Source organism: Streptosporangium sp. NPDC053982, assembly GCF_055585205.1.
This window is the reverse complement of the sequence record NZ_JBVJKQ010000005.1, coordinates 140,190-160,049: the sequence shown is the minus strand read 5'-3', so window position 1 is coordinate 160,049 and position 19,860 is coordinate 140,190. Positions and strand designations below refer to the sequence as shown.

Below are 19,860 nucleotides of genomic sequence, written 5' to 3'. Positions count from 1 at the left end.
CTAAGCAGCGTGAGATCGTGGCTCCTGATTCGACATACATCTAAGTGTTGATGGTCTCGACCTCGCACCGGCAGAAGGGCAACCACCATGACGACGAACCAGACCAGCGGCGGCTTCACCAGCGACCTGGCAGAGGCTTTCGCACCGCCCGCCGCCGGCGGCTGCTGCGGAACCCCCTCCTCCGCCTCCCCGGCCAGTGACACGGCCCAGCAGGCAGAGGCAGCCGCCACCGCCTGCTGCGGCAGCACGGCCGTCGCCCAGCAGACCGCCCAGGCCGGCTGCTGCGGTCAGGCCCCAACCGCCGCTCCGGCCGCCGAGGCAGCCTCCACCGGCTGCTGCGGATGACCTCCACCACGCCGGACCTCCCTCAGGCGCCCGGCCTGGCCGCCGTCGTGGAGCGGGTGTCGGCGGCGCGGATGCTGGCCACGGTGCACGAGCTGGCCCGCGACCACTACGCGGGTCGGCGCGTGGGCACGCCCGGAGGCGGCGCCGCCGCCGCATGGCTCGCCGAGCGGCTACGCGAGCTGGGCGCGAAGGTCGAACTCGACTCCTTCCCCGTCGCCGACGTACGGGAGCTGTACGCCACCCCGGTGCTCGAATGGAGCGCAGGCGATCAGGCGCTGCGCCTGGAACACCGCCGGGACTTCGTCGAGCACCTCGCCTCCGCCGACTCGCCGCATCCGCACACCGCGCCGCTGGCCGCCACCTCCGATGCCGACCTGCGCGGCCGATGGGTGCTGGCCGAGGCCGGAGACTGGGCGCAGGCGTGCGAACGAGCCGAGGCCCACGGCGCGGCCGGAGTACTGGCCGCGCGCGGCACCGACGCCGAGGGGTGGATGCCCAAGATGATCGCCGGACCGGCCCCTCGCGCCGTCCCGATCATCGCTCTGCGCACCGACCTGCACGCCCGCCTGGCCGACGCCCTGGCGGTCGGGCCGGTGCAGGTGACCGGGTCGATGCCGCTGCGGCAGGTCGCTGCGGACGGCCGCAACGTCTGCGCCCGCTTCCCCGCCTCCTCCCGCGCCGGGGGCGCGGGGAGCGGGACGCGGGTACTGCTGACCGCGCACTACGACGGCGTGGGCGACGATCCCGGCGTACGGCTGCCCGCGGCCGCCGACAACGCCTCTGGCGTGTCCGCCGTTCTGGAGGCCGCCCGCGTCCTGACGGCCGCCCCGGCCCTCCGGGCCGATCTGTCGGTGGCCTTCCTGGACGCCGAGGAGAGCGGGGCATGGGGCTCGGCCCGCCACGCGCCCGCCCTGCCGTCCGGCACGCTGGTGATCAACCTCGACGGCGCCGCGCACCTGCACCAGGCCGCCTCCGTCGAGGCCGGCGGACCCGCCCACGCCCTGCTGGCCACCCTCGACCAGGCCGCCCGCCTGGTTGACGTGCCCTTGCGGGCCGGCGCGATGGCGTCTGACAACCGCCGCTACGCCGCCGCCGGACTGGCCGCGATCGGCATCGGCATGGGCATGCCCGGCTACCAGACCCCCGCCGAAACCCCCGACCGCGTCCAGCCGGACACCCTGGTGGCAGCGGCTCGGCTGTTGGTGGCCACCGTGTGGCTCCTGGCGCCCTCGATCGTCTCAGCACTGTGACGGGCGTGCGCGGTGCCGTGGTGTGAGCGGGATCGTCATGGACGTGCGTCGGCCTCCGGCGACGTGGCGGACGACTCCAGCGGCGATCCGAGCGTCGGCTGCGGGAAGGACGAGGACTGGGCGGACGAAGGCACCGTCGCTGGCGGCGTCTCGACAGGCGGTTCGGCGGGCTCGCCTTCTACGCGACGGGTCAGCTGGCGGCGCGCCAGCGTGAGGCGGCGTACAGGCCGGCCGCGGCGGAGGCCACCTGCAGGGGGCCGGTGAGCAGGTCGAGAATCTGCATGACGTTCTTTCTCATGAAGGCGAGCACGCCGTCAGGCGGCCCGCAGGGCGTACGGGAACTGCTCCTCAGCACAGCGGCAACCGAGGGTGACTAGCCAGATCAGGGGCCAGGCGCAGACCGAAGTGATGCCAGGGCCGATCGTCCGGGGCCACCCCGGCGGGCCGGCCCCGCATCGACGGCCATTCGGGGCCAGGGGCGTCGATGGAACAGGCCGCGGCCCAGGTGGCGCGGCAAACCGTCGCCGAGCTGGCGGCTGACCTGGTCCGTCGCCATCCGAAGCTGGAGGTGGATCTGCTGGTCCTCATGCAGGAGATCGCCCGGGTTGCGGCGCGGGACTACCTCAAGGAACTGGCTGCCGAGGTGGCGCGGCGCAACCCGAACCTTGAGATGGATCTGCTGCTTGTGATGCAGGAGGCGGTCGCCCCGACGGGGCGTGAGGTGGTCCGGGAGATCGCCCGAGGCATCACCTGACGGCAGCCATCCGGCGGCGCGGGACCGGACGTCACACGCCGCCCTGATGTGATGCGGCTACAGCTGCGTGATCAGCTTCTCGATCCGGGCGCGGATGTCGTCACGGATCTCGCGGACGGCCTCGATGTCCTGCCCGGCGGGGTCGTCGAGCTTCCAGTCCTCATACCGCTTGCCGGGGAAGATCGGGCAGGCGTCGCCGCAGCCCATGGTGATGACCACGTCGGACGCCTCGACCGCGTCGACGGTGAGGATCTTGGGCTGGGCGGTGGTGATGTCGATGCCCACCTCGCGCATCGCCTCGATGGCGACGGGGTTGACCTGATCGGCGGGGGCCGATCCTGCGGAGCGGACCTCGATGCGGCCTGCGGCCAGGTGGACGAGCCATCCGGCGGCCATCTGGGATCGGCCGGCGTTGTGCACGCAGACGAACAGGACGCTCGGCTTGTCAGGCACCTACGGGCTCCTTGCTGAACAGGCGGCGGCCGGCCAGGCTGACGTAGACCAGGGCGACCAGGACGGGGACCTCGATGAGCGGGCCGACCACTCCGGCCAGGGCCTGGCCGGAGGTGACGCCGAAGACCCCGACCGCAACCGCGATGGCCAGCTCGAAGTTGTTGCCGGCGGCGGTGAAGGCGAGCGTGGTCGTCTTGTCGTACGGCAGGCCGATCGCCTTGCCGACCGCGAAGCCGCCGCCCCACATGAGGGCGAAGTAGGCCAGCAGCGGCAGTGCGATGCGGGCCACGTCGCCGGGCTGGGAGGTGATGGTGTGGCCTTGCAGGGCGAACAGGATGACGATGGTGAACAGTAGCCCGTACAGGGCGATCGGGCCGACGCGCGGCAGGAAGCGCTGCTCGTACCAGTCTCGGCCCCGGGCGCGCTCTCCGAGCTTGCGCGAGGCGTAGCCGGCGGCCAGCGGGATGCCCAGGAAGACCAGCACGTAAAAGGCGATGTCGAAGGCCGAGACGTCGAGTGCGGCCTGCGTCAGGCCGAGCCGGCCAGGCAGCACCTGCAGGTAGAACCAGCCCAGCGCGCCGAAGGCGACCACCTGGAAGATGGAGTTGAGCGTGACCAGCACCGTGGCGGCCTCCCGGTTGCCGCAGGCCAGGTCGTTCCAGATGAGCACCATGGCGATGCAGCGGGCGAGCCCGACGATGATCAGGCCGGTGCGGTACTCGGGCAGGTCCGGCAGGAAGATCCAGGCCAGCGCGAACATCAGCGCCGGGCCGAGCACCCAGTTGAGCAGCAGGGAGGAGAGGAGCAGGCGGCGGTCGCCGGTGACGGTGCCGAGCCGGTCGTAGCGGACCTTGGCCAACACCGGATACATCATCAGCAGCAGGCCGAGCGCGATCGGCAGCGAGATCTCACCGATCTTGACGGTGTCCAGCGCGGTGTCCAGGCCGGGCACCAGACGCCCGAGCAGCAGCCCTGCGCCCATGGCCGCGATGATCCACACCGGCAGGAACCGATCCAGCACCGACAGAGCGCCGATCACCCCGGCTGGCGGCGCGGTGGCCTGTGCGGGTTGAGCCGACATCACCGCGGCACCGCCGCTGCAGCGGCCGTCACGCCGGCGGGCTCATTGGCGGGCAGGGTCAGCAGCGCCGACAGCTCGCCCAGCGTCTCGGACACCAGCCGGTAGTACACCCAGGAGGCGCGCCGCTCAGAGGTCAGCAGCCCCACCTCCTTGAGCACCTTGAGGTGGTGGCTGATGGTCGGCTGGGACAGCTCGAAGGCGTCGGTGATGTCGCACACGCACGCTTCGCCGCCGGCGCGGCTGGCCACGATCGACAGGATGCGCAGCCGTACCGGGTCGCCCAGCGCCTTGAACACGCGCGCCACCCCGGCCGCCTGCCCGGCGTCCAGCGGCTCGCGGGTCAGCGGCGGGCTGCACTCCAGGAGTTCCAGAGGTTCCACACGTCCTCCATATAGACATTCATCGAAATCGATACTTCTCTATATTGACATACATCGATTTCAGGGGGAGATCGGAGGAGTCGCGACGGAGTTCGCAACAGCGAGGCCCTCAGCCATCACGTGTGCGTGTCACCTCTCGGCGAAAAGCGCAACGCGGCCCCAGACGAACGGTGTTCCACGAAGGCGAAAGGTGAGGCCCGGGACACCGGGCACACCGGCCGCGGGTTGTGCGACCATCGCCCGGCAGCCGATGTTCCCGGGCGGCGATTCAGGTTCCGGTCGAGGTGCTGCGGCGCTCGATCATCACCACGTCCCGCCAGACGCCGTGGTGGCGGCCGATCCGCTCGCGGATGCCGACCACCCGGAAACCGAGCGCCCGGTGCAGGGCCAGGCTGGCGGCGTTCTCGGGGAAGACGCCGGACTGGATCGTCCAGACGCCGGCGTCCTGGCTGGCGGAGACGAACGCCGCCAGCAGAGCCCGGCCGATGCCCTGGGCCTGGCAGCCCGGGTGGACGTAGACGCCGTGCTCGACCACCCCGGCGTAGACGGGGCGGGCCGAGACCGCCGAGGCGGCCACCCAGCCGAGCACCTGGCCGGTGCCGGTGTCGCAGGCCACGTGGCGCAGGTGCGGCAACCTGGCCGCGGTGAAGCCCTCCCAGCTCGGGGCGAGGGTCTCGAAGCTGGCCTGGCCGGTGTCCAGCCCGGCCTGATAGATGGCCAGCACCTGTTCGGCGTCGCGTCGGCGCATCGGCCGGATCTCCACCCCCGGCGGAGCGTCGGGCCCGGCGGCCTGGGCGGTCGCCGGTCGCGCGCCGGGTTCCTCATGGCCGGCCGCGCCGGAGCGGCCCCGCCCGAAGGCATCCTGCTCGTGGCCGTCGGCCGTCCGACCGGCGGCGTCCTGGGCCGGCACGGAGCGGCGGCCGGTGATCTCATCGTGCGCCATTACCGGTGCTCCTTCACTCGCGGGTGGGCGCGGCCCCCAGGTTAGGGAAGGTCGTTGCTTCTGCGGTAGTCGTTCCACGCCCGGACGCAGAAGTCGTGGCGCCAGTCGTCCGGCCGGAAGTCGCGGCAGGCGTAGGCGGTGTCGAACCGGAGCCCCACGCCGCCGGAGCCGTCGTGGCCGCCGGGACCGGCGGAGGTGTCCCGGGCGTCACGGGCGTCACGGGCCGGGGCACCGGGGGCGCCACCGTCGGCCCGGCCCCGCGGTCCGGCCTCGGGGGCGGGCGCCCCCGGGCCGTGCCCGTGCCCGTGCCCGCGGTCGTGCGGGGCGTGCGGCGGGCGCGAGAGGCCCCGTGTCTCCCGGTGGCCCGGCCCGCCGCCTCCGGCCCCGGCCCCCGCCTCCGTTCCCGCTTCCGTCCGCGTAGCGGCCTCCGGCGTACGGCGTGCCGCGGCGTGCCGCCGCTCCTCCCCCGGGGCGCGGCCGTCCGGGGTGTCCGCCGCGTCGGCCCGGGGCCGCACCAGGCGTGGTTTCAGCTCGCGGACGACCATGACCCTGCCGGGTTCGGCGGAGGGCGTGCGGGCGGCCTGCGGCGGGTGGACGACCGCGGTGCCGTGCGGGGCGAGCGACGGCGCGGGCAGCGGGGCCGCCACGGCGGAGGGCCGGTCGTCCAGCGGGGACCGGCCGGAGGTCCAGACGCCGAGCCCGGCGGCCGCCAGGAAGGCGCCGATCAGCGCCGGGCGCAGCAGCCGGTCGCGCCGGAGACGCGGACCCGTCCAGGAACGCGGCCGTTCCCCGGCCGGGTGGCGCGGCCGACCGGCGAGGGCGATGCCGGCGTCCACCAGCGAGCCGTGCATGAACGGGTCTCCGGGGCTCTGCGCCGGACCGTCGTACCGGGCCTCGGGGCGGACCGGCGGACGGGACGGGGACGCGGCGGACCCGGGCGGGCCGCCCGGGGGCCCGCCGTACGGCATGCGACCGCGGGGGCCCGCACCGGAACCGCGCCCGCGGGCCGGACCATGATCATCCTGCATCTCGCCTCCCCGTCGCCGGATCCGATCTCCCCCCAGCCTGCCGAACATCACGGTCCGTACGCGTCAGGTAACGGCGCGCTCTTACGGAGCTGTTACCAAGGGGACACCACGAATCCCTACAGACCGGACGTATGGCCGAGATGCGGCCGCCGTGGCGACCGCCGGGAAGTCCGGTCGCCACGGCGGGCGGCCCGGTTCCCGCCCGGTCCGGGGCGGTGAGGCGTCAATTTTTACCATGGGCCCCGATCCCCTGCGGGCAGGGTGGTCCGACACCCTCCGGATCACCGGCGCGATCCGCTCCGCCGCAGGTCACTTGCCCTTTCCGTGGGGCAACGCATACCTTTTGTCATCGCGGCGCGAAAGCCGCCCCAGCGGCACGAGAGCCGCTCCATCGACCGGACCCGACGCCGTTTCCGTGGCAATGCCCGCCGACGGTGTGCGGACGCCGAATCCGCGCCTTCCCAGCGGAACCGGGGACCCACCTTTTCCGGGGTGAATCGGACGATCTCCCATCGATGCGTCCGTAGGGCACTTCCATGCCCGAACCCGACAGCTAACCCGGTAGGCGACATGGAAGCAAGGAGCCGACACCCCATGCGCAACCCCCGGATCAGCACGCTCGGAAACCGTCTCGGCCTGGCCCTCGCGGGCACGGTCCTGACCGGCGCCGCCCTCGGCGGCATCGCCCCCGTCACGGCCTCCGCCTCGCCCGCCGGGCACATCGCGGCCGCCCAGCGCGTCTCCCAGCAGGAGGCGGGCCCGCTCACCTACGGACTGGACGTCTCCAACTACCAGCCCGCCTACGACTGGAGCGTCAGCTCCGCCCAGTTCGGCATCATCAAGGCCACCGAGGGCACGACGTTCCGCGACCGCTCCTTCGCCAGGCACTGGAGGGAGCTGGACAAGAAGGGCATCGTGCGCGGGGCCTACCACTTCGGCCACCCGGGCAACGACCCGATCGCCGAGGCCGAGCACTTCCTGTCCGTCGTGGACGCGCAGCCCGCCAGGCGTGGCGACCTGCTCGTCCTGGACCTGGAGGCCACCGACGACCGCTCCGTCGAGCAGGTCAACGCCTGGGCCAAGGCGTGGCTGGCACACGTGAAGGCCAGGACCGGCGTCACGCCGATGTTCTACAGCGGCCTGAACTTCGCCGAGACCTACGGCGCGGGGTTGGAGCAGTACCCGCTGTGGGTGGCCGCCTACGGCCGGGAGAAGGGCGCCGTGACGCCCCCGGCCGGCTGGAAGGCGTGGACGATCCACCAGTACTCGGACTCGCCCATCGACCAGAACGTCTCCGCGCTGAGCCCGGACCAGCTCCGCGCCCTGGGCCGCCGGTCGGCGTGACCGGCGGGCCGGGGCGCCGGCCGGCCCGGTGTCCGTCCCACCCGGACCACCGGGTGGGACGGACACCGCCACGCCCGCCCTCGGCGGTCAGGCGTCCCAGGTGACCGGGAGGCTCTTCACCCCGAAGATGTCCGCCACCTCCGGGCGCAGCGCGACCTCCTCCGCCGGTACGGCCAGGCGCAACGAGGGGAAGCGGTCCAGCAGCGCGGGGAACGCGACCCGCATCTCGACCCGGGCCAGCTGCTGCCCCAGGCACTGGTGGACGCCGTGGCCGAAGGCCACGTGCCCGCCCTCCCGCCTGCGCAGGTCGAGCACGTGGGGGTCGGTGAAGCGCTCGGGGTCGCGGTTGGCGGCGTGGTTCGACAGGACGACCGTCGTACCGGCCTCGATGATCCGGCCGCCCAGCTCGACGTCCTCCAGCGCCGTCCTCATGAACATCTTGGCGACGGTCAGATACCGCAGCAGCTCCTCCACGGCCCCGTCGGTGAGCGCCGGATCGGCGCGCCACGCGGCGAGCTGCTCCGGCTCGCGCAGCAGCGCGAAGGTGCCCAGCGCCAGCATGTTCGCGGTGGTGTCGAGCCCGGCCGCCAGCAGGATCAGGCTCATCCCCCTCAGCTCCTCGTCGGTCAGGTCGCCGTCGGTGAGGTCGCTGAGCACGTCGTCGGTCGGGGCGGCGCGCTTGGAGGCCACCAGCTCCGCGAGGTAGCCCTGGGTCGCGGTGTAGGCCGCGAACAGGTCCTCGTCGCTCGTCTCCCCGTTGAGGAACTTGTCGATGTTCTCCTGGAAGGAACCCCGGTCCTCGTACGGCACGCCCAGCAGCTCGCAGATCACGACGGCGGGGATCGGCTTGGCGAACGCGGTCACCAGGTCCGCCGGCGGCCCGGTCTTCTCCATGGCGTCTAGGTGCTCGGCGGTGATCTGCTCGATCCGCTCGGTGAGCAGGCGCATCCGCCGTACGGTGAACTTCCCCATCAGCGGTTTGCGGTACCGGCTGTGCCGCGGGTCGTCCATGAGGATGAACTCGCCCGGTCCCGCCGGAGGGACGGTCTCCACGCCGCTGTAGTCGATGTACGGGTGATGGAGCATGAACTCCTTGCGCGAGCTGAACCGCGGGTCGGCCAGGACCGACCGGACCAGGTCGTACCCGGTGACCAGCCAGCCCCGGTGCCCGTCGGGGAAGACGTAGCGGCTGATGGGGCCCTGCTCGCGCGCCTCGACCAGCTCCGACGGCGGGTCGAAGGGACAGCCGGGCCGGCGCTCGGCGGGCAGCCCGGTGACGGTGTGTTCCATGGTGGTTCCTCTCGTCGGCCTTCAGGGCCGGGTCTCAACGGCGTCCACCATCGCCCGCCGCGCTGACACCGGGCCGTCGCCGTACTGACACGGCCGCTGACACGCCCGCCGGCGCCGCCCCGCGCCGGACCCGGTCGCCGCAGGGACCCCGGCGGCGTCCGCGCCGCCGACCGGCGCGCGACGCTCACGGGCCGAGGGCGGTCTCGGCCAGCTCGTGCCAGTCGCGCCGCCGCCCGTCGCGGATCGCCTCGGCGAACGCGGTCCCGCCGAGGCGGCTCCGTGCCTCCCCGGCGATCCTGGAGACGTCCGGCTGCGAGAGATCCGGGGTGCCGCGCACGGCGTCGCTCGCCGCGAGCAGCCGCGCGGCCCGCTCGTGGTCCCCCCGGCGCAGCGCGAGATCCGCGATCCCGACCAGCACCCCGGCGATCGCCTGCGGATATGCCGTCTCCACGGCCGCGCGGAGCGCCTCGCTGCGGTGCGCGCGGGCCTCGTCGAGGTCATCGGCGAGGTAGCCGTACAGGTCAGAGGCCCTGACGCGGAGCCAGACGTCCGGTTCCCCCTCCTCGCTCAGCGTCGCCCGGGCCGCGGCCAGGTGCCGGCGCGCCTGGTCCGGCTCGCCGCGCCAGCGCGCCAGTTGCGCCTTCGAAAGCGCCAGCTCGGCGAGCACGTACGCGTCCGGCCAGGCGATCCCGTCCGCGCACCGCTGCGCCTCGGCCATGGCGGAGGCGCAGGCCCGCTCATCGCCCAGCAGCCAGTACAGCTGGGCCTGTCGCGCCCGCAGGCCGACCACGTCCTCGGCCGCGCCGACCTCGGTCAGCGCCACGACGGCCTCCTCGTAGTGCTCGCACGCGCGCGCGAACTCACCGCGCATGGCGAGCCGGTCGGCCAGGAAGGCCAGCGCCAGCGAGATCCCCGACCGTTCTCCCAGCGCGCGGAACTCGGCGAGGGCGATCCCGGCGTCGGCGTCCACGCCGGTCTCGTCGCCGCCGTGGGTGAGCCGCAGCCGGCCGCGCGTGAGCCTGGCCTGCGCGCGCACCCACGGATCGTCGTCGGCGATGAGCGGCTCGAACGCGGGCAGGAACTCCGCCGGCTCCCGCAGCATCCGCTCCAGCGGCGCGACGAACCCCAGCAGCGGGTTACTGTGCCCGCCGCGCCGGGTGAGCCGGTGCGCCCGCAGGATCCACTCCCGTGCCCGGTACTGGTCGCGGCCGGGCCCGGAGGTCGCGAACACCGTCACCAGGAGGTACGCCATCGCCCGCACCTCGTCGGGCACCTCACCGGGCGCCTCGTCGGGCAGTGAGGCCGCCGCGACGCTCAACTCGGCGCCCTCGGTCCGGTACCCGCTGAGGAACCAGTACCAGCCCACCGCGGTGACCAGCCGCATCGCCTCCCCTGCCCATCCGGCGGCGATCGCCCGGCGCAGGGCCGCGCCGATGTTGTCGTGCTCGGCTCTCAACACGGCCAGCCACTCCAGCTGCCCGGCCCGGCGCAGATGCGGCTCGGCCGTCTCGGCCAGTTCGGTGAAGTGGGCGAGGTGCGCCCGGTGCGCCCGCTCGATCTCCCCGGCTTCGGCGAGCCGGTGCGCCGCGTACTCCCCGATGGTGTCGAGCATCCGGTAGCGCGGCGCGCCGTCGCCGCCGGCGATCAGCAGCGACTTCTCGGCCAGCGCGGTCAGCAGGTCGAACACCTGCTCCCCGCCGGACGCGCCGTCCCCGCACACCCGTTCGGCCGCCTCCAGGCTCGCCCCGCCGGAGAACACCGAGAGCCGCCGCAGCACGCGGCGTTCGGCCTCGGTCAGCAGATCCCAGCTCCAGTCCACGACCGCGCGCAGCGTCCTGTGCCGGGGAAGCGCCGTACGGCTGCCGCCGTTCAGCAGGCGGAACCGGTCGTCGAGCCGGTGCGCCAGCTGGTCGACGGACATGGTGCGCAGCCGCGCCGCGGCCAGTTCGATCGCCAGCGGCATCCCGTCGAGAGCCCGGCAGATCCGCGCCATGGCCGACAGGGTGCCCGCACCCGTGCCGATGTCCTGGCGCACCAGACCCGCACGGTCCCGCAGCAGCCGCACCGCGGGCGAGGACCCGGCCTCGGAGGGGTCCGCTCCCTCGGCGGGCGACGCGAGCGGTCCGACCTGCCACAGCACCTCCCCGATGATGCCGAGCGGTTCCCTGCTCGTGGCGAGGATCCGCAGCCTCCGGCATTCGCCCAGGAGCCGGTCCGCGAAGGCCGCGGCGGCCTCGATCACGTGCTCGCAGTTGTCGAGAATCAGCAGGGTCGCGCGCTCGCGGAGCGCGGCGGCGAGCCGGTCCGCCGGTTCCCCGCCCCGCGCGCCGCCGAGCAGGCCCTGGTCGCGCAGGCCGATCGCGGTGAGCGCGGCCTGCGCGAGGTCGCCGTCCGCCCGCACCGGGGCCAGCTCGACCAGCCACGCCCCGTCCGGCAGCCCGGCGAGCATCGTCCGGGCGGTCTCCGTGGCCAGCCTGGTCTTGCCGGAGCCGCCCGGCCCCGTCAGGGTGACCAGCCGGTGCCCGCGGACGAGGGCGGCGACCGCGGAGACGTCGTCGTCCCTGCCGACGAAACTCGTCAGCTCGGCGCGCAGGTTCGTCCCGCGGTTCTCCGTACGCCCGCCCGGCTCGCCCGGCTCGCCGCGGAGCAGCGCGACGTGCAGGGCGGAGAGTCCGGCCGACGGGTCGGCGCCCAGCTCCTCGGCGAGCCGCTCGCGTGTCCGCCGGTACACGGCCAGCGCCTCGGCCGTGCGCCCCGCCTCGGCGAGCGCCCGCATCAGGGCCGCTGCGAACCCCTCCCGCAGCGGATACGCGGCGACCAGCCCGGTCAGCTCGGAGACCAGCTCCGGACCGCGGCCGAGGCGGAGGTCCGCCTCCACCCGGTCCCCCAGCGCGGTGACACGGAGCTCCTCCAGGCGCGCGACCGCGGCGTCGAACGCGTCGCTGTCGCGCGGCGCGATGTCCGCCATGGCCGTGCCGCGCCACAGCGCGAGGGCCGAGCGCAGCAGCTCCGCCCGCGCCGCGGGCCCGGCGGCGCGGGCCAGGCCGGTCAGGTGCTCGAACCGGCACACGTCCACGGCGTCGGGGTCGACGACCAGCCGGTACCCGCCGGAGTCCGCCTCGATCGCACCGTCCGGCAGCGCCCTGCGCAGCCTGGACACCAGTGCCTGCAGGGCGTTCGCCTCGTCCGCGGGCGGCCGCCGCCCCCAGATCCAGTCGACCAGCCTCGCCCGCGTGACGGCCCGGCCCGGTTCGAGGGCGAGTACGGCCAGCAGCGCGCGCAGCCGGACCCCGGGGACCTCCACCACGGCCCCGTCACCGTTCCGGACCTCGAACGGTCCCAGCAGCCCGACTCGCACACCGGTGATTGTCCCGCACACCGGCGACCGTCCCCGGACTCCGGAACCGGTCCCCGGGGGTGAGGCGGACACGGCCCGGTGAGGGCCGCCGGTGGTCCGGCCGCTGACGGCCGCCGATCGTCGATGGTCATGTCCCGCCGGTCCCCGCCCCGCCCGTCCCCGCCCGGCCGGGCCGGTTCTCCCGCAGGAGCGAACGCAGCCCGGCGGTGTCGATGATGTGGGCCATTCTCGGGAGGACGCCGGTCATCAGGGTCCGGTGGGTCTCAGGGTCCGGGTCGGCGACGCCGTCGGAGAGGACGTGGAGCCGGTAGTCGCGGTCGGCGGCGTCGGCGACGGTGGACAGCACGGCGCCGCCGGTGGCGACGCCGGCGATGACCAGAGTGGTTATTCCGCGCTCCCGCAGCCGCCGGTCCAGGTCCGTCGTGGACAGCGCGCCGTAGCGGGTCTTACGGACGGTGATGTCACCGGGCGCGGGGGTGAGCCGGTCGTGGAAGGCGGTGCCGGGTTCCTCGTGGTGCATGAGGCGCTGTTGCGCGATGAGGGAGAAGGTCCTGTTGGCGGGCGGGACCGCCGCCCAGTCGGCTTCGGTGAATCCGACTCGCACGTGGGCGATGACGGCGCCGTGCGCCCGCATGTCGGCGACGGCGCCGGCCACCCGTGACGGCAGAGCCTCCGGATCGCCCGGGAGCGAGGCCAGGATTCCCCGCTGGCAGTCCAGGACGAGCAGCGCGGCCGTACGGGGGTCCAGGGCCGGGGTCGTGACGGTCATTCTCTCTCCTTGGATGATGAGGGACACCCTGGCGCGCGGGGTCGCGCGCCAGGGCCGATCAGGCGTGATCCGGCTCCGGCTCCTGTTCCGGCTCCGGCTCCGGTTCGGTGAGGGGCGCCGCGGCGCGGCGGGGAAGCAGCAGCGGGGTCGCCAGCAGGAGCACGCCGGCCAGGCCGATGGCCGTGCGCGGGCCGAGCAGGCCGCCCAGCACTCCCCAGACGGCCGTCAGGAGGGCGGTCGAGACCCTGGTCGTCACCGTCCAGGCGGACAGCACGCGGGTGACCCGGCCGGTCGCGGTGCGCTCCAGACGGTAGGCGGCGTGAACGGGGTTGAAGACCCCGCAGCAGAGGATGAGCCCGAGTTCGACGCCCATCACCAGCAGCAGCCCCCCGGTGCCCGGCCCCGTGAAGGCCAGGCAGACGGGCCAGAGTGCACGCAGCGCCCCGGTCACGACCAGGACGCGGTGCCGTCCGAACCGGGTGACGAGGGGACGGGCCAGTCGCGAGCCGAGCAGCCCGCCGATCGCGGGCGCGGCGAAGGCGAGGCCGTACTGCCAGGGCGCGAACCCGAGCTCGCCGAGCATCAGGACGGCGAGCAGCGCGTCGATGGCCATCACCAGGCCGTTGAACAGGGCGGTGTTGAGGAACAGCGGGCGCAGTGCCGGGTCGGCGAGGATGTACCGCCAGCCGTCGAGCAGGTCCCCGGCCCGCATGCGCGTGGCCTCCCGGCGTTCGGGCGGCGGCTCGTGACCGCCGATCGCACGGATGCCCAGGGCCGAGAGCAGATAGCTGGCCGCGTCGGCCGTCACCGTCGCCACCGGGCCGAGAAGCCCGATCGCGGCCCCGCCCAGCGGCGGCCCGATGATCGTGGCCGTCCAGGACGTGGCCTCGAACCGAGCGTTGGCGACGAGCAGGTCCCCCGCCGGCAGCAGCGTCTTCAGGTACGCGCCGGAGGCGGCGCGGAAGATGATGTCGGCCGCGGTGACGACGACCGAGACCAGCAGGAGCTGGACGAAGGAGAGCACGCCGAACGCGAAGGCGGCGGGGATCGTCAGCAGCGCCGTGAACCGGAGCAGGTCCATCCCGATCAGCACCGGCCGTTTGCGGCGGAACTCCACCCACGGGCCGAGCGGCACCGCCACGGCCGCGCCCGCCGCCGCCCCCGCGGAGGACAGCGCCGCCACCTCCGCCGGTCCGGCGTGCAGCACCTGGACCGCGATCAGCGGGAACGCGCCGAAGGCGAGCCACGTGCCGAGGGCACTGGTCCCGTACGCTCCCCAGAGCCACCCGAACCGCCGCCCCAGCCGATGCCCGTCCCGCATGCCCGACGCCTCTCATCCGTACAACCGATCCGTGATCGAGAAGCATCAAAGCGAGCATCTTTCCTGGGATCAAACAACCGGAAGGCCACCTGGACACAACCGGTGGTTGTGTCCCTAGGGTGTGCGCATGGATCTCGACACCGTCCGGACCTTCGTCGCCGCCGCCGACGCGGGGCAGTTCCAGGAGGCCGCCGCCGAACTGGCGGTCACCCAGCAGGCCGTCTCCAAGCGCATCGCCGCGCTGGAACGCGACCTCGGCGTGCGGCTGTTCACCCGCACGCCGCGCGGCGCCGAGCTCACCATCGACGGGCAGGCGTTCCTGCCCCACGCCCGGGAGCTGCTGCGCGCCGCCGAGCGCGCGGTCGCGTCGGTGCGCGCCGGCAGCCGTCCGCTGCGCGTCGACGTGATCACCTCACGCAGCGCGCAGTCGGGCCTGATGCGCGGCTTCCACCGCGCGCACCCCGAGATCGAACTCGACGTGGTGATGCTGTTCGACATCGAGAGGGCCGTCGCCGCCATCCGGTCCGGTGCGATCGACGCGTCCTTCCGCGCCGTCGCCGCGCCCGGCCGGCCCCTTCCCGAGGGCGTCGAGTCCGTCCGGGTGATCGACGAGCCGCTCCAGCTCCTCGTCGGCCCCGGCCACGCGCTGGCGGCCGCCCGGTCGGTGCCCCTCGCCCGGCTCGCCGGGCACCGGATCTGGATGCCCGGCGTCGTCCCCGGCACCGAGTGGGCCGCCTACTACGACGACCTCGTCGCCGAGTTCGGCCTCACCATCGAGGTGACCGGCCCCAACTTCGGCTCCGACGCGCTCCTCGACACCATCGCCGACACCCCGGCCCTGGCCACCTTCATGGGCGGGCAGACCCGCCTCGTCTGGCCCGCCGGCCACGGCCTGCGCCGGATCCCGGTGACCGATCCCACGCCCGTCTACCCGCACTCGCTCCTGTGGCACCGCGACAACCCACACCCCGCGCTGGCCGTCCTCCGCGCCCACCTCGCGGCCACGGCGGCCGGCCACGGCGCCGCCGGGACCTGGGCGCCGGACTGGGCGATCCCGCGCTGAGCGCCGCCCCGGGGACCGGAGTCTCCGGAACCCCGGCCGCCATCCCACCGCCGCCCGCCGTCCCGTCGCTATCCGGCGGCGCGCAGTTCGGCGGTGACCGCCCGCTCCCGCAGCGCCGCGGCCTCGGCCTGCAACGCCTCGATCCGCTCGCGCAGGTCCGCGGTCCTCATCTGCTCCAGGGCCAGCCGGGTGCGGGCCTCGTCCCGCTCCGCGCGGGCCTGGGCGACCTCGTCCGCGGCCCGGTCGCCGGCCTCGGCCACCCGGCGCGTCGCCCGCTTCTCGGCGTCGGCCGCCCGGCGTTCCGCGCGGGTCGTCCGGATCCTGGCCTCGGACGCCTCGGCCTGGGCCTTGGCCCGCGCCCGCGCCTCCTCGTCGGCGCGGGCCAGCGCCCGGTCCCGCTCCGCCTCCAGCATCCGGGCGCGGGCCTCGGCGGCGGCGACGGCCCGTTCGGCCGCGGCCCGCGCCTCCTGCGCCTCCTCCGCCGCCCGCCGGGCCAGGTCGCGCTCGGCGTGCGCCCGCCCGGCCAGCTCCCGCTCGTGCGCGGCGCCCGCCTGCGCCTGCCGGGCCGCGGTCTCGGCCGCCTCCACCCGCTCCGCCATCTCCCGCACGCCCGTGTCCATGGCGGCCTCGGCCCGCTCGGCCCGCCGCCTGGCCTGCTGCTCGGCGTTCCTGGCCAGGCGTTCGGTGGCGGCGGCCTCGTGCAGCGCGGCCAGGGCCTGCTCCCGGGCGGTCTCGGCGTCGGCCAGCGCGGTGTCCCGCTCGGCGTTGGCCTCCTCCACCTGCCGCACCATGGCGTCGCGCTCGCGCCGGGCGTGACCGGCGGCCTCGCGGGCCAGCCGTACCTGCTCCAGCGCCTGCTCGCGCTCGGCGTGGGCGAGCGCCACCCGGGTGTGCGCCTCGGCCTGCACGGCGCTGAGCCTGGCCTCCACCCCGGCCGGGCTCAGCTCGTCGGACAGGGCCTGGGCCAGCGGGGCGATCGCCGCCGCCATGCCCTTCTCCATGCGGTCGTACAGCTCCTCGGCCCGAGCCAGCGCGCCCTCCAGGCCCGGCGCGGCCCGCTTCAGCTCCCGCTCCCGTTTGGCCATCGCCTGGCAGCTCCCCTGCGGGCAGTAGGCCCGGGGGCGGCCCCGCCCGGGGCGCTGCTCGATCGGCGCACCGCAGTGCCTGCATGCCGTCACCCCGCCCGCGTCCTTGACCACCGGACGAGCGTAGCCTTTTCCAATTTCCAGAAATAAAAAAACAGTAATTCGTTCATGGGCGTGTCGTGGTGCTCGCCCGCCGGGCGCGTCCCTGAGACCATCCGTCCGGCCGCGCGGCCGGTGGGGCGTGGTGGTTGGATGTCCGCATGATCGTGCGCGATGTCCGCCCCGAGGAGATGAAGAGCGCCGGAGAGCTCCGGGTCGCCGCCTACGACGCGCAGGGACTGCTGGACGCCAGCCCCGGCTACGCCGCCACCCTGCGCGTCCTGGGCGCCGACGGCCCCGGCGAGGTGCTGGTCGCGGTGGAGGAAAATCGGCTGCTGGGCACGGTCATGTTCGAGCCCCGGCACGAGGGCAGCGAGGTGGCGCGCGACCCCGGAGAAGGTGAGATCAGGGCGCTGGCCGTGGCGCCGGACGCCCGCGGGCGGGGCGTCGGCCGCGCGCTGGTGCGGGCCGCCACCGACCTCGCGGTCCGCCGGGGCGTCGGGCTCCTGCTGCTGTCGACGCAACCGGCGATGACGACCGCCCGGCGGCTGTACCTCTCGGAGGGCTTCCGCCGCCTCCCCGAACGCGACTGGCGGCCCGTCCCCTCCCTCACGCTGCTGGCCTACGGCCTCGACCTGCCCCGCTGACCCCGGTCTCACCGCGTCCCGGTCTCACCGCGTCCCGCGGAGAAGCCGTGGCGCGGTGAGAGGATGGGCGGTGTGAACGTTGCGAAACGGAACAATGTGACGGTGACCGGCCGGAGAGGCGCGCCGACGGTCATGCTGGCGCACGGGTTCGGCTGCGACCAGAACATGTGGCGGCTGGTCGTGCCCGCCCTCGCCGAGCACTTCGAGGTGGTGCTGTTCGACTACGTGGGGGCGGGCCGCTCCGACCTGTCGGCGTGGCACGAGGAGCGGTACGCGTCGCTGGACGGTTACGCCCGCGACGTCGTGGAGATCTGCCGGGAGCTGGACCTGCGGGACGTGACGTTCGTGGGTCACTCGGTCAGCGCGATGGTCGGCGTGCTGGCCGCGGCGCGGGAGCCCGGCCGCTTCGCCCGCCTCGTCCTGGTCACCCCCTCCCCCCGTTACATCGACGACGGCGACTACCGCGGCGGGTTCAGCAAGGCCGACATCGAGGAGTTGCTGGAGTCCCTGGACGCCAACTACCTGGGCTGGTCGGCGACGATGGCTCCGCTGATCATGGGAAACCCCGACCGCCCGGAGCTGGGCCGGGAACTGACCGGCAGCTTCTGCGCCACCGACCCCGACATCGCCCGCGTCTTCGCCCACGCCACGTTCCTGTCCGACAACCGCGCCGACCTGGCGGCTGTCACCGTACCGACCCTGATCCTGGAGTGCGCGCAGGACTTCATCGCCCCGCGCGAGGTCGGCGCCTACGTCCACGCGGCGATCCCCGGCAGCACGCTGGTCACCCTCGACGCCACCGGCCACTGCCCGCAGCTGAGCGCCCCCGAGGCGACGGCCCAGGCCATCCTCTCCTTCGCCGGGGCCGCCCGGTGATGTCCCGGACCGAGCAGGAACCGGAGCAGAACGGCGGCGACGGTAGCCTGACACAGGACGCGGCCTTCACGGCCCTCCTGGAGGACAGCGCCGTGGACCTGTACGAGAACGCTCCGTGCGGCTATCTCTCCACTCTCCTGGACGGGAAGATAGCCAAGATCAACGAAACCCTGCTGGCCTGGCTCGGATACACCCGCGAGCAGGTGGTGGGCCGCATGAGCTTCACCGATCTGCTCACCGTCGGCGGCAGGCTCTATCACGAGACCCACTACGCCCCCCTGCTGCGCATGCGGGGGGAGATCAGCGGCATCGCCTTCGACCTCAAGGCCGCCGACGGCTCCCGCCTGCCGGTCCTCGTCACCTCCACCGTCAAGACCGGCATCGACGGTCAGCCCCTGCTGATCCGCACCAGCGTCTTCGACGCCCGCGACCGTCGCGCCTACGAGACCGAGCTGCTACGGGCCCGCAAGGAGGCCGAGAAGGCCCGCCGGGAGGCGGAGCAGGCCCAGCGGGAGGCCGAGGAGGCCCGTCTCCGGGCCGAACGGGAACGCGAGCGGCTCCAGAGCGTCCTCGCGACCCTCCAGCTCAGCCTGCTTCCCCCCGTCCTGCCGGAGATCCCCGGACTGGAGACCTCCGCGCACTACCACACCGCCTCCCCCGACCGCCTGGGCGGCGACTTCTACGACCTGTTCTCCCTGGGCGACGGGCGCTGGGGCTTCTTCCTCGGCGACGTGTGCGGCAAGGGCCCGGCCGCGGCGGCGATGACCTCGCTGACCCGATACTCCCTGCGCGCCGCGGCGGTCCACGACCCCGACCCGGTCACGGTGCTGACCACGCTCAACACCGTCCTGCTGGAGCGCTACACCGGCCAGCCCCGCTTCTGCACGGTCGTGTTCGGGATCCTCGAACCGGAGGGGAAGGGCTTCACCCTCACCCTGGCCAGCGGGGGGCACCCCCCGGCGTTGCTGCTGCGGGCCGGCGGGGGCGCCGAGTACCTGCCCACCCCGGGCGGCGTGCTCGTCGGCGTGCTGCCCCGCCCGCCGTTCACCCGCACCAGTACGGTGCTCTCCCCCGGCGACACCGTGCTGATGTACACCGACGGCCTCACCGAGGCCCACGTCGACTCCAGCCGGGCCCTCTTCGGCGACAGAGCGCTGCTCGACTTCGCCGCCCGGCTTGCCCCCGCGACGGCCGGGGACACGATCACCGCGGTCACCGCCCTGCTGCACGGCTTCGGCGAGGGCCTGGACGACGACACCGCGACCATGGCCTTCAGCGTGCCCGCCCTCGGCGTGACCGGGAAACCGGCGTGAACGGCCTGACCGTCGGCGTCCGCGCCTTCCCGGACGGGACGGTCCTGGAGGTGGCCGGGGACCTCGACTTCGCCACCGTCGGCGGGTTCCACGACGTGCTCCCGCGCCTCGTCCTGCGTCCCGGGCAACGGCTGGTCATCGACCTGAGCGGGCTGACGTTCTGTGACTCCACCGGGATCACCGCCTTCCTGGCCGCCCGCAACGTCGCTCTGGAGGCCGGGGCCGACGTCGCGCTGGCGGCCGTCCCCGCCCCCACTCTGCGCGTCCTGGGCGTCATCGGCCTCGACCAGGTGCTTACCGTCCATCCGGACGCCGCAGCGGCCGGTGTCCCCGCCGCCCCGGCGCCCGGCCCGCCGGTCCGCGAGGCCGATCCCCCCGGGGCCGTGGCGCGGACGGCCCCGGAGGCGTGACGGCGAGGCCCGCGTGAGGCCCCCGGTCACCGTGTGAGGTCCTCGGCCGCC

19 protein-coding genes and 1 riboswitch are annotated in these 19,860 nt (G+C 74.1%); of the genes, 9 read left to right on the top strand and 10 right to left on the bottom strand.

Annotation, left to right across the window (positions count from 1 at the left end; all coding sequences use genetic code 11):
• The first annotated feature begins 87 nt into the window (after positions 1-87).
• The 3 genes from ACZ6W9_RS10310 to ACZ6W9_RS10300 all read left to right on the top strand — a co-directional run bounded on the left by ACZ6W9_RS10310 (position 88) and on the right by ACZ6W9_RS10300 (position 2,349).
• The gene (locus tag ACZ6W9_RS10310; RefSeq protein WP_389969293.1) at positions 88-345 is read left to right on the top strand and encodes a hypothetical protein; all 258 of its coding nucleotides are present in this window, start codon (positions 88-90) and stop codon (positions 343-345) included.
• Positions 342-1,595: a M28 family metallopeptidase gene (locus ACZ6W9_RS10305; RefSeq protein ID WP_389969295.1), complete on the top strand. Its 1,254-nt coding sequence runs from the start codon at positions 342-344 to the stop codon at positions 1,593-1,595. Before ACZ6W9_RS10310 ends, ACZ6W9_RS10305 begins: the two co-directional genes overlap by 4 nt.
• Before the next feature lie 484 nt (positions 1,596-2,079).
• Positions 2,080-2,349, top strand: a complete 270-nt coding sequence (locus ACZ6W9_RS10300) for a hypothetical protein (protein ID WP_389969297.1) — start codon at positions 2,080-2,082, stop codon at positions 2,347-2,349.
• 57 nt (positions 2,350-2,406) lie between these two features.
• Here the strand turns inward: ACZ6W9_RS10300 and ACZ6W9_RS10295 are convergent, their stop codons facing one another.
• The 5 genes from ACZ6W9_RS10295 to ACZ6W9_RS10275 all read right to left on the bottom strand — a co-directional run bounded on the left by ACZ6W9_RS10295 (position 2,407) and on the right by ACZ6W9_RS10275 (position 6,057).
• Positions 2,407-2,802 (bottom strand): arsenate reductase ArsC, encoded by a 396-nt coding sequence (locus tag ACZ6W9_RS10295; RefSeq protein WP_389969299.1) that lies wholly within the window; start codon positions 2,800-2,802, stop codon positions 2,407-2,409.
• Positions 2,795-3,883 (bottom strand): ACR3 family arsenite efflux transporter, encoded by a 1,089-nt coding sequence (gene arsB, locus ACZ6W9_RS10290; RefSeq protein WP_389969300.1) that lies wholly within the window; start codon positions 3,881-3,883, stop codon positions 2,795-2,797. The genes ACZ6W9_RS10295 and arsB overlap by 8 nt, the downstream gene beginning before the upstream one ends.
• Positions 3,883-4,263: an ArsR/SmtB family transcription factor gene (locus tag ACZ6W9_RS10285; RefSeq protein ID WP_389969302.1), complete on the bottom strand. Its 381-nt coding sequence runs from the start codon at positions 4,261-4,263 to the stop codon at positions 3,883-3,885. Before ACZ6W9_RS10285 ends, arsB begins: the two co-directional genes overlap by 1 nt.
• Positions 4,264-4,531: 268 nt before the next feature.
• Positions 4,532-5,206, bottom strand: coding sequence for a GNAT family N-acetyltransferase (locus tag ACZ6W9_RS10280; protein WP_389969304.1), 675 nt, complete (start codon positions 5,204-5,206; stop codon positions 4,532-4,534).
• A 41-nt stretch (positions 5,207-5,247) separates the two neighbouring features.
• Complete coding sequence (locus tag ACZ6W9_RS10275) at positions 5,248-6,057, bottom strand: hypothetical protein (protein ID WP_470117339.1); 810 nt, start codon at positions 6,055-6,057, stop codon at positions 5,248-5,250.
• A gap of 610 nt (positions 6,058-6,667) precedes the next feature.
• A riboswitch (cyclic di-AMP (ydaO/yuaA leader) is annotated at positions 6,668-6,817 on the top strand.
• An 11-nt stretch (positions 6,818-6,828) separates the two neighbouring features.
• On the opposite strand from ACZ6W9_RS10275, the gene ACZ6W9_RS10270 reads away from it, so the two are divergent.
• Complete coding sequence (locus ACZ6W9_RS10270; RefSeq protein WP_470117337.1) at positions 6,829-7,578, top strand: glycoside hydrolase family 25 protein; 750 nt, start codon at positions 6,829-6,831, stop codon at positions 7,576-7,578.
• A gap of 87 nt (positions 7,579-7,665) precedes the next feature.
• Here the strand turns inward: ACZ6W9_RS10270 and ACZ6W9_RS10265 are convergent, their stop codons facing one another.
• The 4 genes from ACZ6W9_RS10265 to ACZ6W9_RS10250 form a co-directional block, all read right to left on the bottom strand.
• A complete protein-coding gene (locus ACZ6W9_RS10265) occupies positions 7,666-8,868 on the bottom strand; it encodes a cytochrome P450 (protein WP_389969310.1) in 1,203 nt (400 codons plus the stop codon).
• Between the two features lie 184 nt (positions 8,869-9,052).
• Complete coding sequence (locus tag ACZ6W9_RS10260; protein ID WP_389969312.1) at positions 9,053-12,226, bottom strand: AfsR/SARP family transcriptional regulator; 3,174 nt, start codon at positions 12,224-12,226, stop codon at positions 9,053-9,055.
• Between the two features lie 127 nt (positions 12,227-12,353).
• The gene (locus tag ACZ6W9_RS10255; protein ID WP_389969314.1) at positions 12,354-12,995 is read right to left on the bottom strand and encodes a cysteine hydrolase family protein; all 642 of its coding nucleotides are present in this window, start codon (positions 12,993-12,995) and stop codon (positions 12,354-12,356) included.
• Positions 12,996-13,053: 58 nt separating this feature from the next.
• The gene (locus ACZ6W9_RS10250) at positions 13,054-14,316 is read right to left on the bottom strand and encodes an MFS transporter (RefSeq protein WP_470117334.1); all 1,263 of its coding nucleotides are present in this window, start codon (positions 14,314-14,316) and stop codon (positions 13,054-13,056) included.
• A 127-nt stretch (positions 14,317-14,443) separates the two neighbouring features.
• Here ACZ6W9_RS10250 and ACZ6W9_RS10245 point away from each other — a divergent pair, with 127 nt between their 5' ends.
• Positions 14,444-15,379: a LysR family transcriptional regulator gene (locus tag ACZ6W9_RS10245; RefSeq protein ID WP_389969318.1), complete on the top strand. Its 936-nt coding sequence runs from the start codon at positions 14,444-14,446 to the stop codon at positions 15,377-15,379.
• 68 nt (positions 15,380-15,447) lie between these two features.
• On the opposite strand, the gene ACZ6W9_RS10240 is transcribed toward ACZ6W9_RS10245, so the two are convergent.
• Complete coding sequence (locus ACZ6W9_RS10240; RefSeq protein WP_470117331.1) at positions 15,448-16,578, bottom strand: hypothetical protein; 1,131 nt, start codon at positions 16,576-16,578, stop codon at positions 15,448-15,450.
• A 146-nt stretch (positions 16,579-16,724) separates the two neighbouring features.
• Here ACZ6W9_RS10240 and ACZ6W9_RS10235 point away from each other — a divergent pair, with 146 nt between their 5' ends.
• From ACZ6W9_RS10235 to ACZ6W9_RS10220, 4 genes are all read left to right on the top strand, one after another.
• Positions 16,725-17,210 (top strand): GNAT family N-acetyltransferase, encoded by a 486-nt coding sequence (locus ACZ6W9_RS10235; RefSeq protein ID WP_389969322.1) that lies wholly within the window; start codon positions 16,725-16,727, stop codon positions 17,208-17,210.
• A gap of 102 nt (positions 17,211-17,312) precedes the next feature.
• Positions 17,313-18,086 (top strand): alpha/beta fold hydrolase, encoded by a 774-nt coding sequence (locus ACZ6W9_RS10230; RefSeq protein ID WP_470117329.1) that lies wholly within the window; start codon positions 17,313-17,315, stop codon positions 18,084-18,086.
• Positions 18,086-19,399 carry a PP2C family protein-serine/threonine phosphatase gene (locus tag ACZ6W9_RS10225; protein WP_470117327.1) on the top strand — a complete coding sequence of 438 codons (1,314 nt, stop codon included), beginning with the start codon at positions 18,086-18,088 and terminating at the stop codon, positions 19,397-19,399. The genes ACZ6W9_RS10230 and ACZ6W9_RS10225 overlap by 1 nt, the downstream gene beginning before the upstream one ends.
• Positions 19,396-19,809 (top strand): STAS domain-containing protein, encoded by a 414-nt coding sequence (locus ACZ6W9_RS10220; protein WP_389969328.1) that lies wholly within the window; start codon positions 19,396-19,398, stop codon positions 19,807-19,809. The genes ACZ6W9_RS10225 and ACZ6W9_RS10220 overlap by 4 nt, the downstream gene beginning before the upstream one ends.
• Positions 19,810-19,860 lie beyond the last annotated feature (51 nt).

What these genes read in the sequence shown, in the direction of transcription:
- ACZ6W9_RS10310 (WP_389969293.1), top strand. Translation starts at nt 88, where the DNA reads ATGACGACGAACCAGACCAGCGGCGGCTTCACCAGCGACCTGGCAGAG.
- ACZ6W9_RS10305 (WP_389969295.1), top strand. Translation starts at nt 342, where the DNA reads ATGACCTCCACCACGCCGGACCTCCCTCAGGCGCCCGGCCTGGCCGCC.
- ACZ6W9_RS10300 (WP_389969297.1), top strand. Translation starts at nt 2,080, where the DNA reads ATGGAACAGGCCGCGGCCCAGGTGGCGCGGCAAACCGTCGCCGAGCTG.
- arsB (WP_389969300.1), bottom strand. Translation starts at nt 3,883, where the DNA reads ATGTCGGCTCAACCCGCACAGGCCACCGCGCCGCCAGCCGGGGTGATC.
- ACZ6W9_RS10280 (WP_389969304.1), bottom strand. Translation starts at nt 5,206, where the DNA reads ATGGCGCACGATGAGATCACCGGCCGCCGCTCCGTGCCGGCCCAGGAC.
- ACZ6W9_RS10275 (WP_470117339.1), bottom strand. Translation starts at nt 6,057, where the DNA reads ATGCACGGCTCGCTGGTGGACGCCGGCATCGCCCTCGCCGGTCGGCCG.
- ACZ6W9_RS10270 (WP_470117337.1), top strand. Translation starts at nt 6,829, where the DNA reads ATGCGCAACCCCCGGATCAGCACGCTCGGAAACCGTCTCGGCCTGGCC.
- ACZ6W9_RS10265 (WP_389969310.1), bottom strand. Translation starts at nt 8,868, where the DNA reads ATGGAACACACCGTCACCGGGCTGCCCGCCGAGCGCCGGCCCGGCTGT.
- ACZ6W9_RS10255 (WP_389969314.1), bottom strand. Translation starts at nt 12,995, where the DNA reads ATGACCGTCACGACCCCGGCCCTGGACCCCCGTACGGCCGCGCTGCTC.
- ACZ6W9_RS10250 (WP_470117334.1), bottom strand. Translation starts at nt 14,316, where the DNA reads ATGCGGGACGGGCATCGGCTGGGGCGGCGGTTCGGGTGGCTCTGGGGA.
- ACZ6W9_RS10245 (WP_389969318.1), top strand. Translation starts at nt 14,444, where the DNA reads ATGGATCTCGACACCGTCCGGACCTTCGTCGCCGCCGCCGACGCGGGG.
- ACZ6W9_RS10235 (WP_389969322.1), top strand. Translation starts at nt 16,725, where the DNA reads ATGATCGTGCGCGATGTCCGCCCCGAGGAGATGAAGAGCGCCGGAGAG.
- ACZ6W9_RS10225 (WP_470117327.1), top strand. Translation starts at nt 18,086, where the DNA reads ATGTCCCGGACCGAGCAGGAACCGGAGCAGAACGGCGGCGACGGTAGC.